General features: G+C 59.5%; 11 protein-coding genes. 3 read left to right on the top strand and 8 right to left on the bottom strand.

All coding sequences use genetic code 11. The annotated features are described in order from the left end of the window. Nucleotides 1–336 precede the first annotated feature (336 nt). Both algB and HNQ83_RS00335 read left to right on the top strand, forming a co-directional pair. Nucleotides 337–1,683 (top strand): sigma-54-dependent response regulator transcription factor AlgB, encoded by a 1,347-nt coding sequence (algB, locus tag HNQ83_RS00340; RefSeq protein WP_175387148.1) that lies wholly within the window; start codon nt 337–339, stop codon nt 1,681–1,683. 10 nt (nt 1,684–1,693) lie between these two features. Beyond that, a complete protein-coding gene (locus tag HNQ83_RS00335) occupies nt 1,694–3,484 on the top strand; it encodes a KinB sensor domain-containing domain (protein ID WP_175387147.1) in 1,791 nt (596 codons plus the stop codon). 6 nt (nt 3,485–3,490) lie between these two features. On the opposite strand, the gene HNQ83_RS00330 is transcribed toward HNQ83_RS00335, so the two are convergent. From HNQ83_RS00330 to HNQ83_RS00300, 7 genes are all read right to left on the bottom strand, one after another. Next, entirely contained in the window at nt 3,491–5,104 is a 1,614-nt protein-coding gene (locus HNQ83_RS00330; protein ID WP_175387146.1) for an EAL domain-containing protein, read from the bottom strand. A 76-nt stretch (nt 5,105–5,180) separates the two neighbouring features. Then, a complete protein-coding gene (locus HNQ83_RS00325; protein ID WP_175387145.1) occupies nt 5,181–5,960 on the bottom strand; it encodes an N-acetylmuramoyl-L-alanine amidase in 780 nt (259 codons plus the stop codon). Nucleotides 5,961–6,074: 114 nt separating this feature from the next. Next, entirely contained in the window at nt 6,075–8,102 is a 2,028-nt protein-coding gene (locus tag HNQ83_RS00320; protein ID WP_175387144.1) for a GGDEF domain-containing protein, read from the bottom strand. Continuing rightward, nucleotides 8,103–8,978, bottom strand: coding sequence for an endonuclease/exonuclease/phosphatase family protein (locus HNQ83_RS00315; RefSeq protein ID WP_175387143.1), 876 nt, complete (start codon nt 8,976–8,978; stop codon nt 8,103–8,105). It lies immediately after the preceding gene. Between the two features lie 14 nt (nt 8,979–8,992). After that, nucleotides 8,993–9,634 (bottom strand): thiol:disulfide interchange protein DsbA, encoded by a 642-nt coding sequence (gene dsbA / locus HNQ83_RS00310; RefSeq protein ID WP_175387142.1) that lies wholly within the window; start codon nt 9,632–9,634, stop codon nt 8,993–8,995. A gap of 200 nt (nt 9,635–9,834) precedes the next feature. Further along, complete coding sequence (locus tag HNQ83_RS00305; protein ID WP_175387141.1) at nt 9,835–10,464, bottom strand: cytochrome c; 630 nt, start codon at nt 10,462–10,464, stop codon at nt 9,835–9,837. 45 nt (nt 10,465–10,509) lie between these two features. Continuing rightward, nucleotides 10,510–10,800 carry a cytochrome c5 family protein gene (locus HNQ83_RS00300; RefSeq protein WP_128604476.1) on the bottom strand — a complete coding sequence of 97 codons (291 nt, stop codon included), beginning with the start codon at nt 10,798–10,800 and terminating at the stop codon, nt 10,510–10,512. A gap of 191 nt (nt 10,801–10,991) precedes the next feature. Between HNQ83_RS00300 and yihA the strand changes: the two genes are divergently transcribed. Continuing rightward, on the top strand, nt 10,992–11,633 hold the full coding sequence (gene yihA, locus HNQ83_RS00295) for a ribosome biogenesis GTP-binding protein YihA/YsxC (protein ID WP_175387140.1): 642 nt from the start codon (nt 10,992–10,994) through the stop codon (nt 11,631–11,633). A gap of 297 nt (nt 11,634–11,930) precedes the next feature. Here yihA and polA read toward each other — a convergent pair whose 3' ends face one another. After that, complete coding sequence (polA, locus tag HNQ83_RS00290) at nt 11,931–14,735, bottom strand: DNA polymerase I (protein WP_175387139.1); 2,805 nt, start codon at nt 14,733–14,735, stop codon at nt 11,931–11,933. Nucleotides 14,736–14,738 lie beyond the last annotated feature (3 nt).

The raw sequence follows: 14,738 nt of genomic DNA, 5'->3' as shown, positions 1-14,738 counted from the left end.
GAAAAAAATATATATAAATCAATAAGTTGAGCTGTTTTAAAAAGGCTTTGTGGACGCATCCTGCACGATGGGCCGTGGCGCGGTCGTGCGTAATGCACGATCGAGGCGGCAGTCTTCGCAATATTTTTGAATTGAGAGGAGGGCGCAGCTGTCAGAAAAAGACGTGATCCATCGTCTGAAAAGGAGCTATCTATAAGAAGCTTACTCAATCAGGCGAAAAACCGGCCGGTTCGGGGGATTGCTACCTGCTATGGCGGGAATGGATCAGAATGAACCATGCAACTTGCCCGATTTTTCCGGGACTAATTAAGATCTTTCATTAAGGAGCGTAGGAAAATGGAATCAGCCGCTGAGCATCAAGGCCGTATTCTCCTGGTGGATGATGAGTCCGCTATCCTGCGTACCTTCCGCTATTGCCTCGAAGACGAAGGCTACAGCGTGGCGACAGCCAACAGCGCCGCGCAAGCCGAAGCATTGCTGCAACGTCAGGTCTTTGATCTGTGCTTCCTCGATCTGCGCCTGGGTGAAGACAATGGCCTGGACGTGTTGGCCCAGATGCGCATTCAAGCGCCCTGGATGCGGGTGGTGATCGTCACGGCGCACTCGGCCGTGGACACAGCTGTCGATGCCATTCAGGCCGGTGCCGCCGACTATCTGGTCAAGCCGTGCAGTCCCGATCAATTGCGCCTGGCCACTGCCAAGCAGCTGGAAGTTCGGCAGTTGTCGGCGCGTCTCGAGGCGTTGGAAGGCGAGGTGCGTAAACCCAGGGATGGCCTGGACTCCCACAGCCCGGCCATGAAAGTCGTGCTCGAAACGGCCCGCCAGGTTGCCATTACCGATGCCAATATCCTGATTCTCGGCGAGTCCGGCACCGGTAAAGGCGAGCTGTCCCAGGCCATTCACGGCTGGAGTAAACGCGCGAAGAAGTCCTGCATCACCATCAACTGTCCGTCGCTGACCGCCGAACTCATGGAAAGCGAATTGTTCGGCCACAGCCGTGGCGCGTTTACCGGGGCCAGTGAAAGCACATTGGGTCGAGTCAATCAGGCTGATGGAGGCACGCTGTTTCTCGACGAAATCGGCGACTTTCCACTGGTTTTGCAGCCCAAGTTACTGCGATTCATCCAGGACAAGGAATACGAGCGCGTGGGCGACCCGGTCACCCGTCGCGCCGATGTCCGTATCCTCGCGGCGACTAACCAGAATCTCGAGGACATGGTCCGTGACGGTCGTTTTCGCGAAGATCTGCTCTATCGGCTGAACGTCATCACCTTGCACCTGCCGCCCCTGCGCGAACGCAGGGAAGACATTCTTAACCTCGCCGATCGCTTTCTGGCGCGTTTCGTCAAGGAATACGCACGCCCGGCCCGGGGGTTCAGCGATGAGGCCCGCGAAGCGCTGCTGGGTTATCGCTGGCCGGGGAACATCCGCGAACTGCGCAACGTGGTGGAGCGGGCCAGCATCATTTGTCCGCAGGAACGGGTCGAGATCAGCCACTTGGGCATGGCCGAAACACCGGTCAATAATGCGCCGCGCATTGGCGCCGCGTTGAGTCTGGATGAACTGGAGAAAGCGCATATCGGCGCGGTTCTGGCTACCGCCGGCACGCTGGATCAAGCTGCCAAGACCCTGGGTATCGATGCGTCGACGCTGTACCGCAAACGCAAACAGTACAACTTGTGAGCCGCCGCCGATGAAACTGGCGATGAAGTTGCGGACCCGGCTGTTCCTGAGCATTTCCGCACTGATCACCGTCGCGTTGCTTGGGCTGCTGCTTGGGCTGGTCAGCGTGATGCAGATGGCCGGGAGCCAGGAAGCGCTGGTGCGCAACAATTTCGTCACCCTCGATATCGGGCTGAAGTTGCGTCAAACGCTGGGCGACCAGTTGATCATCATGCTCAGCGAGCAACGAGACTCTTCGGCCTTCGAGGCTTCCAAGCAGCGTTACTTCCAATTGCTGGAAGAAGGCATCGCCCAGGAGCCGGCGGATGCTGGCAGTGAATACGGTTTCAAGAAAGCCAAGGCGGACTACCTCAGCTTTATCCAGGCCTATGAAGTTGCGCCCAATACCACGCATGTCCTGAGCGGCAACGACGAGCTCACCGAAAAATTCAACGCACTGCGCAATGGCTTGATTACCGAGCACAAGCGCGCACTGGATAACATTAACGACACCGAGCGCCAGGCCCGTGAACGCGCCTTGTTGATTGCCGGCCTGCTCGGCCTGGTCGGGTTGGCGGTGTTGGTCATCGGCTTCGTGACCGCCCATGCCATCGCGCGGCGTTTCGGTGAGCCCATCGAAGCGTTGGCACAGGCAGCGGACAACATCGGCCAAGGCAATTTCGACGTTACGCTGCCGGTTTCCTCGGCTGTCGAGCTGAACCAACTGACCCGACGTTTCGGAATCATGGCCGAGGCGTTGCGCGAGCACCAGGCCACCAACGTCGATGAACTGCTGGCAGGCCAGCAGCGACTGCAGGCCGTGCTCGACAGCATTGACGACGGTTTATTGATAATCGATCGCCAGGGGCATCTGGAACACCTCAATCCCGTGGCGCAGCGCCAGTTGGGATGGGATAACGATCGGGTCGGCCAGGGGTTGGGCGCGGCACTGCTGCGTCCCGAGCTTGATGAGCAGCTGCAATTGGTCCTGCGCGGCGGCACGCTGGAAAAAGCACCGGAGGACTTGAGCATTGAGGTCGATGGCGAGACGCGGCTCCTGACCTTCAGCCTGACGCCTGTCATCCATACGCAGGGGCATATTCTCGGGGCGGTCATGGTGCTGCACGACGTCACAGAGCAGCGCGCCTTTGAGCGGGTACGCAGCGAATTCGTGCTGCGCGCTTCCCATGAGCTGCGGACTCCGGTCACCGGCATGCACATGGCATTCGGCCTGTTCCGCGAGCGAACGCATTTCGCCCAGGACTCCCGTGAAGCCGATCTGCTGGACACGGTGAACGAAGAAATGCAGCGTTTGATGCAATTGATCAACGACTTGCTGAATTTCTCGCGCTATCAGAACGGTTTGCAGAAACTGACCTTGGCGCCGTGTTCCATCGAGAACTTGCTGGAGCAGGCACAGCTACGCTTTGCCAGCGGCGCAGAAGAGAAGGGCGTCGAGTTGTTGGTAGAGGTGCAAGGGCCGCTGCCACGGTTGCAGGCCGATCAGCCGCAACTGGACCGTGTGCTCGACAACCTGATCGATAACGCATTGCGCCACACCTCAGCGGGTGGCCTCATACGCTTGCAGGCCCGGCGTCATGGGGAGCGGGTGATCATCAGCGTTGAAGATAATGGTGAAGGCATTGCGTACGGGCAGCAGGGGCGAATCTTCGAGCCCTTTGTGCAGGTCGGTCGCAAGAAAGGCGGGGCCGGGCTAGGCCTGGCGTTGTGCAAGGAAATCGTGCAGTTGCATGGCGGGCGGATGGGGGTCTATTCGCGGCCGGGGCAGGGCACGCAGTTCTATATGGCGCTGACAGTCTAGCGGACGTTACGCTTCATCATCCAGGCGTCGATTGGCCAATCGGCGGCCGCGGGTAATCAGTTCAATGAACTGCACCGCACTCAACGCATGGGCGAACAACCAGCCCTGACCAAATTTCACCCCTTCACTGCTCAGTAACGCTGCCTGGGCTTCATGCTCGATACCTTCGGCGATGACCTTCAGGTGCAATGACTGAGCCATGTGGATGATGTGGGGGGCTACACCGCTACTGGCCGCGTCATGGCCAAGCGCATCGATGAAGGCCTTGTCGATTTTCAGGCAGTCCACCGGCAACGTTTGCAGATAGGCGAGGCTGCAATAGCCCGTGCCAAAGTCATCGATCAGTACCTGATGCCCGACATCGCGCAAGGCTTGCAGGTTTTCCCGAGCGACGACGACATCGATCAGTCCGCGTTCGGTGACTTCGAAAGCAATCTGTTTGGCAGCGACTCGATGCAGCGTCAGCAGGCGCGCCATTACCTGCCCGATACGCGGCACCATCACATCACACGCTGCCAGGTTGACCGAGATATACAGCTGGGGATTGGCTCGCAGCAATTGCCCCAGTTGCTCCAGCAAGCGTTGCAGGACGAAATCGGTCATCTGGCGGATCTGCCCGGTGTTCTCCGCCATGGGAATGAACAGGTCGGGGCTGGTGAGCGTCCCATCCGGCCTTCGCCAGCGCAGCAAGGCCTCAGCCCCCACGCAGTTGCGACTGTCGAGGTCGAAGATCGGTTGATACAGAACCTGCAACTCGCCACGGCGGATGGCGCCGGTGAGTTCGGCGTCCAGAGACTGGCGCTGGCGCACCAGCAGAAACACCAGGAAACCGACGCACAAGGCCAGCCCCAGGCAAACCGGCAGTAACCACCACCACACGGGCGGTATATGGGGCCCACCGCGCGGGCTGATCAGCACCAGTTGGTACTCGGGGTTGTCGGTGGGCATGCGATAAATCAAGCGTGTCTGCGTAACTTGCAGCGCATCAGGCGTTTCCGGCGGCCAGTGCCCGGTCGGGGGCCAGGCCTGTGATACCCCCAGCACCGGAATCGCCCGGGTGCCGTGATCAAGGACCACCAGCAGGCTGCTGCCTGGGGACAAATCGACCATATCGGTCAAATGCCCACGGGAAGTTGCGACACGGAAATTTCCGCGTCCCAACATGAGAGCCGCACGGTTTTCATCGGGTTCGGTGGTGGTGTTCAGCCAGTAGCTGTAGGTGGGACCTTTGATGTCCGGTGGTCGTACCAGCGATAACCCTTCCTGGCGGGGTCGATTGGAGCAAATCCGCGAGGAGTCCATATAAGCGGCTTCGTAAACGAAGCGGTAATTGAAACTGACCTGCTGCAAGGTCGCGATCATTTCGTCATCGCAACCGCGTAAAGGCTGTGCTTCCAGGTCGTCGAGGCTTTCTCGCAACTGCCCGAACAGCTGCTCCAGGCGAGCGAGGAAGCGTTCGCCCTGAGCGTTCATTTCCTGGCTTTCGTTCTGCTCGAGTTGATGCAGGGCGATGAACAGGCTGCCCACCATCAGCAGTATCGCGCTCAAGACAGCCGCCATCATCGCCAAAAACCAGGGGCGATAGAACCAACTACGGAATGTCTCTCGGGCAGCAGGCATTATGGAATATCCGACGATTACCAATGAGTTATAGCTGCTGGTTGGAAAATGCGCGCTGACCGTCGGGCGGGCGTCATTATTTTGTCTGATTCAACACCTGAAGCAGCGCCGCCGTTTGCGCATCCGGCGTGCCGTCGAAACGGGACGGTCGGAAATGCATCTGGAAGGCGGCGATCACATGGCGCGTGGCGACATCCAGTTCACCGGTCTGCGGTGTGTCATAGCCGACACGGGCCAACTGTGCCTGATACCAACTGATACTCGGAAGCTGTTGTTCGAACTGTGGCTGCTGCCGCGCCACGGCCTTCTCGTCAGGCCAGATGCCGATACCTTGCGCAGCCAGGAGCTTCCAGGGAAACAGTGGTCCGGGATCGAGTTTGCGTAAGGGGGCGATGTCACTGTGACCGACGATGCTGCGCGGGCTGATGGCGTAGCGTTTGCTGATGTCCTTGAGCAGGACGATCAAGGATTGGACCTGCGCTTCGCTGTAGGGATACCAGAGGCGTCCGGTAGGGGTGTCCTTGAAGCCCGGATTGACGATTTCGATACCGATGGAGCTGGAGTTCATCCAGGTCCGGCCCTGCCACTGGCTTTCTCCGGCGTGCCAGGCGCGCAGGTTTTCATCCATCAGTTTGTAAATGGTCGCCTTCTGGTCGTCGCCGATCAGGTAATGGGCGCTGACTTCACCATGGGTCAGGAGTTGCAGCGAGCGCTCCAGCGAGGCGGAGGTGTAGTGGACCACCACGAACTGGATGCGGCTGTCGTGATTGGCTGATGGGTGACTGGTGTCGAAACGGGGGCCACTGGCACAACCGGCCAGTAGTAACAGCGACGCGATGAGAGCGAGAAATTTCATGGCGAGAGGCAATACACGCAAGACAGTAATGCAACAGTGTAACGTACTGCCTTGCCTGCGGAGGGCAATCGCCACGTTTTAAATAAAATGGAACAATTGGCCCGCCGCCAACTTCTAGCCCAGCTCCACTCGGTTGCGACCCGCATTCTTTGCACGATACAGCGCCTGATCGGCTCTTTTGAGCACCAGATCACTATGTTCGCCAGGTTTGAACGCAGTCAGGCCCATGGAAATGGTGACCGTCACTCGCTCACCCTTGAAGTGGAACGGGCAGGCTTCGATTGACGTCCGCAAATGCTCCAGCAGTTTCATGCCGGCCGCGGGGACTGTGGATGGCATGAGCAGTACAAACTCTTCACCGCCAAATCGTGCAATGAAGTCCGTCCCGCGCAGACGCTTGCGCAACACAGTGGCGATAATTTTCAGCACTTTGTCACCCGCCAGGTGACCGTAGTTATCGTTGATTCGTTTGAAGTGGTCGAGGTCGAGCATGGCCAACATCAGTGTGTTGCCGTGTTGTTGCCATTCGCGGATTTCGTGATCCAGCCGCTCGCTCCAGGCCGCGCGATTGGGCAGTCCGGTCAGCGGGTCGATCAAGGCTTTCTGGCGTTGTTCTTCCAGGTGCTCACGGAAGCCCAGGGCCTCCTGTTCCATGTGAGCCACGCGTTCCGCCAGGCTCTGTAGTCGGGCCGCGACTTCTTGCTCGCGCTCGTCGCGCTGCTTGCGGTGCTGGTCCATGGTGCCGAGCAGGCCTTCGAGGTGGTTTTCCAGAACGTGCTTGAGATCGTCCAGGTCGGCCGCCTCGTGCATGCTGTTCTGCAGGCCGTCGACCTGTTCGCGGATCTGCGTGTCCATGGCCTCGGCGGCGGAGCGGCTGTCGGCATGACCCGCACTGGCGGCTTGCAGATTGCTCTGGAACGACTCCAGACGCTCGTTGAGACGCTGCAAGTACGCTTCGAACTCATGCTGGCCGCTGTCTGAGATCGCCAACATCAAGGTCGCCAGATCATCGAGGATCGGTAGCAACTCGTACCAGTTCAAGCCGTTTTTCAGACGGTCGCGCATCGATTCGGCTTGCGGGCGGTGACGCTCGGGGAGGGTCAAATCGTCGAGCAGGCCCAGCAATGTGTCTTCGATGTGCTTGGCCACCGAACTGTAGGACGGTTCGGGGGAGTCCGGCAGCGCGTAAAGCACGTCGTGCTCAGGCTGTTGCGCATCACCGCTATGGTGAATCAGAGGCGCTGGCAGGGGGGCGAGCGTTTCTGTCGGGATCAGCTCATCGGGGTTGCCTGCCGGCTCTGCGTGGAGCGCGTGTGTTTCGGCAGATGACGCCGATTCGTCGGGCTGATCCGGTTGTGCGTCCGAGACCGGGGTTGGTGTCTGCGGAGGAACGGCGTCTGGCGCTGGTGCAGCAAGGGGCTGCGGAGTCTCGGTGCGGGGTTGAGCGACTTGTGGCTCGGTAGCGGCAATGATCGGTTCTTGGGCTTCGACTTGCGGTTCATCGACGGTCGAAGCAAGTTCACTGGTCGAAATCACCTGCGCTGAGACCGCTTCGGCAGGCATCGCCTTGGCGACCTGCTCGACGACAGGGGGAGCCGGCGTTGCCGCCTCATCGGCCTCACGATGGCCGAACAACCGTTGCAACAGACCTGGGCGAGCGTGTTCTGGCGGATTCTCCACCTGACTCAAGGCTTTGCCCTGCAAACCGCTCAATTCGCTAAGCAGCAACGGGATCTCGCGAGCCTGGCTGACGCGGCTATCGAGCTGTTTGGCGAAGTGCTTCAGCGGTCGGCTGACTTCCCGCGGCAGCGGCAATTTTTGCAGCTGAGTGACCAACGCCGTCAGGGCTGCGCTGGTCTGATTGACTCGGGTTTCCCGACGCTGCTCGGAGTCGAGCACGGCTTTTTCCAGGCGCGGGAGCAGGGCGGCCAGGCCGGCATCCATGTCATCGGTGCGCACGACTTCACGCATTTCCTTCATGCATTGGTCAACGGTGCGGTCGGTGCCTTCGGCCGCCAGGGTGCTGCGTACCAGTCCACGACGCAGCAGGTCGAGGCGGGCATCCCAACGACGTTCGAGCTTTTCCTGTTGTTCGATGCTTTTGAGGTATTTCTCTTTCCAGCGCTGTACTTCGTCGCTCATTCAGGGGTTCCGCGAAGGGGCAGGACTCAACGCGGGCAATGCGTCGGCCGTGAGCGAACCCGGCAAACGAATCTCTACCGCGACCGGCAGGTGATCGGAAATGGGTTGGGCCAGCACCTCGACCTTTTCAAGGGTCAGGGTAGGGCTCAATAGAATATGGTCCAGGCAGCGCTGCGGGCGCCAACTGGGGAATGTTGCCTCCAGTTGCGGCGCGAGCAGGCCGAGGTCGCGCAGCGGCGAGTGCTGCAGCAAATCACTGGCATGGGTGTTCATGTCGCCCATCAGCACCTGATGCTTATAGCCGCCAATCACTTCGCGGATGTAAGCCAACTGCAGGCTGCGGGCCCGGGCGCCCAATGCCAGGTGCATCATCACCACCACCAGCGCTTCCGGACCTTCGCCGAAGCGCACCAGAATGGCCCCGCGACCCTTGGGTCCCGGTAGCGGATGATCTTCAATCGCCCACGGGCGCAGGCGGCTGAGCACACCGTTGCTGTGCTGGCCGAGGCGTCCGAGGTTGCGATTGAGTTGTTGATACCAGTAGGGGAAGGCGCCGAGCTGGGCCAGGTGTTCGACTTGATTGACGTAGCCTGAGCGCAAGCTGCCGCCATCGGCTTCCTGCAAGGCGACCAGATCGAAATCGCCCAGCAGGTTGCCGATTTTCTGCAAATTGTCGGCGCGCCCGGTGTGCGGCAACAGGTGTTGCCAGCCCCGGGTCAGGTAATGCCGGTACCGCTCGGTACTGATGCCGACCTGGATATTGAAACTGAGCAAGCGCAAACGGCTGTCTTCGGGCAGGCCCGTCGACTCCAGATGATGCTCGTTGACCCGCGGATCATGCAGGCCAACGATGCGTTCAGTTCCCCAGCGGCGCATGGCGGGTGCTGCCCTTAGTTGGCGGCAGCCTTGTTAGCCGCTCGCTCTTTGTCGATCAGTTTGTCGGCCAGTTGCAGGGCTTGTTCGGCACCGCCGGCAGAGCCCACGTCAAAGCGATACTTGCCGTTGACGATCAAGGTTGGAACCCCGGTGATCTCATATTTCTTGGCCAGGTCAGTGGCCTTGACGATCTGGCCTTTGATGGCGAAAGAGTCAAACGTGGCCAGGAACTTGTCCTTGTCGACACCCTGGGTGGCCAGGAAGTCCGCCATGTCATTCTTGTCGGTCAACTTCTTGTGTTCTTTCTGAATGGCTTCGAACACGGCAGCATGGACCTTGTGTTCGACACCCATGGCTTCCAGGGTCAGGAACATCTGGCCGTGTGCGTTCCACGGTCCGCCGAACATGGCAGGAATACGGACGAAATTCACGTCGGAAGGCAGCTTCTCGACCCAGGGATTGATCACCGGTTCGAAGGCGTAGCAATGCGGGCAGCCGTACCAGAACAGTTCCACTACTTCGATCTTGCCAGGAACGGCGACCGGAACCGGATTGCTCAGTTCGACGTAAGGGGCGGCGGGGGTTTCAGCGGCCTGGGCAGACATGCCGAACAGGCTGGCAGCGACGAGTGCGGCGCTGATGATCAGATTACGCATGCTTTACTCCTGGACAAATTTTATCGCCTCGCGTGACCTGTATTCAGACAGGTCATGGCGGGCCTGAGTTCTGTAGTGTAACGGCAGCGGCCACAAAAAAGGGCGGCCAAAGCCACCCTTTTTATACTTGCTGCGACGGATTAATCGAGCGTTAACATTGCAAGAGATGTATGTCTCGCGCAACGCCCGATTCGCCGGTCTTAGTGCAGGCCTTGAATGTAGCTGGCCACTGCTGCGATGTCTTCGTCGCTCAACCGTTTGGCGATGGTTTGCATGGTTTTGGTGTCGCCATCGTTGGTGCGGCCGCCTTCTTCCTTGCGGAAATCGGTCAGTTGCTTGGCAACATATTGAGCGTGTTGGCCGCCCAGGTGCGGGAAGCCGGCTGCTGCGTTGCCCGCGCCATTCGGCGAGTGGCAACCGGTGCAGGACGGCAAGCCCTTGGCCAGGTCGCCGCCACGGAACAGTGCTTCACCGCGCGCCACGATTTTCGGGTCCGCGGCGCCGACGCTGCCTTTTTGGCTGGCGAAGTAGGCGGCGATGTCCGCCAGGTCCTGATCGCTCAGGTTGGTCAGCAGACCGGTCATTTCCAGGACGGTGCGCTTGCCCGACTTGATGTCGTGCAGTTGCTTGGTCAGGTAGCGTTCACCTTGCCCCGCCAGTTTTGGAAAGTTTGGCGCCATGCTGTTGCCATCCGGGCCATGACAGGCGCCACATACGGCGGCTTTTGCCTGGCCTGCGGCGGCGTCACCAGGTTTTACTGGCTCACCTGCAGCATGGGCAATGCCGGAGATTCCCACGGTCAACAGCAGACTCACGATCAATTTGTTCATCAGCTAATCCAACTACGGCTAAGGGTTAAGAGTTATGGGCCGGGCTTACTCGCTCATCCACTGGATGATGGCTCGGTAATCCTCGGCACTGCAGTCCATGCACAAACCACGCGGCGGCATCGCCTTGAAACCCTGGGTCACGTGTTGCACCAGCGTCTCCATACCTTTCGCCAACCTCGGCGTCCAAGCTTCCTGATCGCCTCTTTTGGGCGCCATGGGTAGTTGGCCGGAATGACAGGCACCACAAACACGGTTGTACACAGCTTCCGGATCCTGTGTAGCCTGAGCGCTGTAAAGCGGCATCAAGACACCGGCAGCTAGCAGCCATTTCGTCATAAAACGACCTTTTCAGGGTTGAGAGCGTGCTGCGTTCTAGTGCGCAATCAAGGTCTGTCGCTCTCGTGAACTTCATCCTACGCTGGGACAAAGCGCACACAAAATCTGCGGCATTATATACTGGCGTCACTGAAACGGAAGCGACACTGCTTGCCGCGCCCATTCCCGGCGCCGCCCACATCGGAAATCCCATGCAACTCAAGAATCCCATCCTCGGTCTGTGCCAACAGTCCACCTTCATGCTCAGCGCCGCCAAAGTCGACCAATGTCCGGACGACGAAGGTTTTGAAGTCGCCTTCGCCGGGCGTTCCAACGCCGGCAAGTCCAGTGCGCTCAACACCCTGACCCATGCCAGCCTGGCGCGAACCTCGAAAACCCCGGGGCGCACGCAACTGTTGAATTTCTTCAAGCTAGACGATGAACGCCGTCTGGTCGACCTGCCGGGCTACGGTTACGCAAAAGTGCCCATTCCGCTCAAGCAACACTGGCAGCGTCACCTGGAAGCGTACCTGGGCAGCCGCGAGAGTTTGAAGGGGTTGATTTTGATGATGGATATCCGTCATCCAATGACCGATTTCGACCTGCTGATGCTCGATTGGGCCATTGCCAGCGGCATGCCGATGCACATTCTGCTGACCAAGGCAGACAAGCTGACCTATGGCGCGGCCAAAAACACGTTGCTCAAGGTTCAGTCGGAAATCCGCAAGGGCTGGGGCGACAGCGTGACGATTCAGCTGTTTTCGGCGCCGAAACGCATGGGGCTGGAAGACGCCTACACTGTGTTGGCGGGCTGGATGGAACTCGCGGACAAGGGCGCCGAGGCTGCCGAATAGCTCTTCAGTCAAAAGCAGCAGGCAAAAAAAACCCCGGACTTCTATGGGGAGGGGGAAGTTCCGGGGTTCAAGTTCTAGACCGCTAGGGCGGGGTCCAGATATCTGCCAACACTTAACACAACATAGGAGCATTGAAGGGCTTCACCAGCCATTCAGTTACTCTGAGTAGCGGATCTGCATATTAGTTCAGAATTTTTTCAATCACGTTTGGAATAACCCCAAGCGCTTTTTGAACTAAGCGCAATTCACGCTTTCTGCCGCGGCACTATGCCGCAGCAGAAACCTCTAAAAGCGGGCTCAGTGAGCCTCATCCCAGTTGTTGCCTACGCCTACTTCGACCAACAGCGGAACATCCAGTTTCGCCGCGCCGCTCATGTGCACACGAATTTCGTCGCGGACCTGGTCGACCAGATCTTCACGCACCTCAAGCACCAATTCATCGTGCACCTGCAGGATGACTTTGGCGTCGAGTCCGGAGGTCGCCAGCCAGTTATCCACCGCGACCATGGCCTTCTTGATGATATCGGCCGCAGTGCCTTGCATCGGCGCGTTGATCGCCGTGCGCTCGGCGGCGGCGCGCTCCTGCGGCTTGTTGGAGTTGATTTCCGGCAGATACAGCCGGCGTCCGAAGAAGGTTTCCACATAACCTTGCTCCGCCGCTTGCGCGCGGGTGCGGTCCATGTACTCGCGTACACCCGGATAACGGGCGAAGTAGGTATCGATGTAAGCCTTGGCAGTCTTGGTGTCGACGCCGATGTCTTTGCCGAGCTTCTGCGCACCCATGCCGTAGATCAGGCCGAAGTTGATCGCCTTGGCGCTACGGCGCTGATCGGAGGTTACGTCTGCCAGTTCGACTTTGAACACCTCGGCGGCTGTCGCGGTGTGCACGTCCAGATTGTGGCGGAAGGCGTTCATCAGGCCTTCGTCCCGGGACAGGTGCGCCATGATCCGCAGTTCGATCTGCGAGTAGTCCGCCGCCAGCAGTTTGTAGCCAGTCGGCGCCACGAAGGCCTGGCGGATGCGACGCCCTTCAGCGGTACGTACCGGAATGTTTTGCAGGTTCGGATCGCTGGAAGACAAACGTCCGGTGGAGGCCACTGCCTGGTGATACGAGGTATGGATGCGCCCGGTACGTGGGTTGATCTGCTCCGGCAAGCGGTCGGTGTAGGTGCTTTTCAGCTTGCTCATGGAACGGTATTCCATCAGCACCTTGGGCAGCCGATAGTCGTCCTCGGCCAGTTTGGCCAGCACTTCTTCGGCGGTGGACGGCTGGCCCTTGGCGGTTTTCTTCAGCACCGGCAGACCAAGCTTCTCGTAAAGAATGACCCCGAGTTGCTTGGGTGAGCCAAGGTTGAACTCCTCGCCCGCAATCTCGAAGGCTTCACGCTCCAGCGCCACCATCTTGTCGCCCAGTTCGATGCTTTGTACGCCGAGCAGGGCGGCATCGACGAATGCCCCCTGGCGTTCGATGCGCGCGAGCACCGGCACCAACGGGATTTCGATGTCGGTCAGCACGCTGGCCAGGCTCGGAATGGCGCTGAGCTTCTCGAACAGCGCTTCATGCAGGCGCAACGTGATGTCGGCATCTTCGGCGGCATAGGGGCCGGCCTGCTCCAGCGCGATTTGATCAAAAGTCAGCTGCTTCACGCCTTTGCCGGCGATGTCCTGGAAACTCACGGTGGTGTGGTCCAGATACTTCAGTGCCAGGCTGTCCATGTCATGGCGGGTGGCTGTGGAGTTGAGCACATAGGATTCGAGCATGGTGTCGAACGCGATGCCGCGCACGGTGATGCCGTTGGCCTGATCGCCACCGATGGCGCAGTTGGCCAGGATGTTCATGTCGAACTTGGCGTGCTGGCCGACCTTGAGTTTGTTCGGGTCTTCCAGAATCGGCTTGAGGGCACGCAGGACGGTGTCGCGATCCAGTTGCTCCGGCACGCCGATGTAGGAGTGAGTGAGCGGGATGTAGGCCGCTTCGTTGGCCTGCACCGCAAACGACAGCCCCACCAATTGCGCCTGTTGCGCGTCGATACCGGTAGTTTCGGTGTCAAAGGCGAACAGTTTGGCGTTGTTCAGTTTCTCCAGCCAGACGTCGAATCGCACCTGATCGAGGATGGTCTCGTAGTGGGTTTCAGAAACGGCCACCGGCGCTTGCGCTTCGGCGGCACTGAACAGATCGACGACCGGCTCAGGCTCGGCGGCGGTGCTCAGCTCAATGCGCTTGGCGTCCCGTTGCAGATCGTTCAGCCAGCTCTTGAATTCGAGCAGGTTATAGAGTTCGGTGAGTTTTTCCGGATCTTCCGGACCCATTTGCAGGTCATCAAGGCCGATTTCCAGCGGGACATCGACCTTGATCGTTGCCAGTTGATAGGAGAGGAAGGCCATCTCCTTGTGCTCTTCGAGCTTGGCCGGCAGGGTCTTGGCGCCACGGATCGGCAGGGTCGGGACGATGTCGAGCTGCGCGTAGAGCTCGGTCAGGCCGCCATTCACACCGACCAGCAGGCCGGAAGCGGTTTTCGGGCCGATGCCCGGAACCCCCGGAATGTTGTCGGAAGAGTCGCCCATGAGCGCCAGGTAATCGATGATCTGCTCCGGAGCGACGCCAAATTTCTCCTTTACGCCCTCCACGTCCATGCTGCTACCGGTCATGGTGTTGACCAAGGTAATGTGGCCGTCGACCAGTTGCGCCATGTCCTTGTCGCCCGTGGAGATCACCACAGGACGATCGGCGGCGGCGCTGCTGCGGGCGAGGGTACCGATGACGTCGTCGGCTTCGACGCCTTCGACGCACAACAGCGGAAAGCCCAGGGCGATCACGCTCTGATGCAGCGGCTCGATCTGCACGCGCATGTCGTCGGGCATGCTCGGGCGGTTGGCCTTGTATTCGGCGTACATTTCATCGCGAAATGTCCCACCCTTGGCGTCGAACACCACGGCGAACGGGCTGTTCGGGTACTGCTTGCGCAGACTCTTGAGCATGTTCAACACGCCCTTGACCGCACCGGTCGGCAGGCCTTTGGAAGTGGTCAGCGGTGGCAGCGCGTGAAAGGCGCGGTACAGGTAAGACGAACCGTCCACCAGGACGAGGGGGGCTTGGCTCATGAG

The sequence above is a fragment of the Pseudomonas sp. C2B4 genome (genome assembly GCF_013359695.1).
Classification (GTDB): domain Bacteria; phylum Pseudomonadota; class Gammaproteobacteria; order Pseudomonadales; family Pseudomonadaceae; genus Aquipseudomonas.
This window is presented reverse-complemented; position numbering and strand designations above follow the sequence as displayed.

Coding starts and splice junctions, on each gene's coding strand:
- HNQ83_RS00305 (WP_175387141.1), bottom strand. CDS start 10,464: ATGAACAAATTGATCGTGAGTCTGCTGTTGACCGTGGGAATCTCCGGC.
- HNQ83_RS00320 (WP_175387144.1), bottom strand. CDS start 8,102: ATGAGCGACGAAGTACAGCGCTGGAAAGAGAAATACCTCAAAAGCATC.
- HNQ83_RS00300 (WP_128604476.1), bottom strand. CDS start 10,800: ATGACGAAATGGCTGCTAGCTGCCGGTGTCTTGATGCCGCTTTACAGC.
- yihA (WP_175387140.1), top strand. CDS start 10,992: ATGCAACTCAAGAATCCCATCCTCGGTCTGTGCCAACAGTCCACCTTC.
- dsbA (WP_175387142.1), bottom strand. CDS start 9,634: ATGCGTAATCTGATCATCAGCGCCGCACTCGTCGCTGCCAGCCTGTTC.
- algB (WP_175387148.1), top strand. CDS start 337: ATGGAATCAGCCGCTGAGCATCAAGGCCGTATTCTCCTGGTGGATGAT.
- HNQ83_RS00325 (WP_175387145.1), bottom strand. CDS start 5,960: ATGAAATTTCTCGCTCTCATCGCGTCGCTGTTACTACTGGCCGGTTGT.
- polA (WP_175387139.1), bottom strand. CDS start 14,735: ATGAGCCAAGCCCCCCTCGTCCTGGTGGACGGTTCGTCTTACCTGTAC.
- HNQ83_RS00315 (WP_175387143.1), bottom strand. CDS start 8,978: ATGCGCCGCTGGGGAACTGAACGCATCGTTGGCCTGCATGATCCGCGG.
- HNQ83_RS00335 (WP_175387147.1), top strand. CDS start 1,694: ATGAAACTGGCGATGAAGTTGCGGACCCGGCTGTTCCTGAGCATTTCC.
- HNQ83_RS00330 (WP_175387146.1), bottom strand. CDS start 5,104: ATGCCTGCTGCCCGAGAGACATTCCGTAGTTGGTTCTATCGCCCCTGG.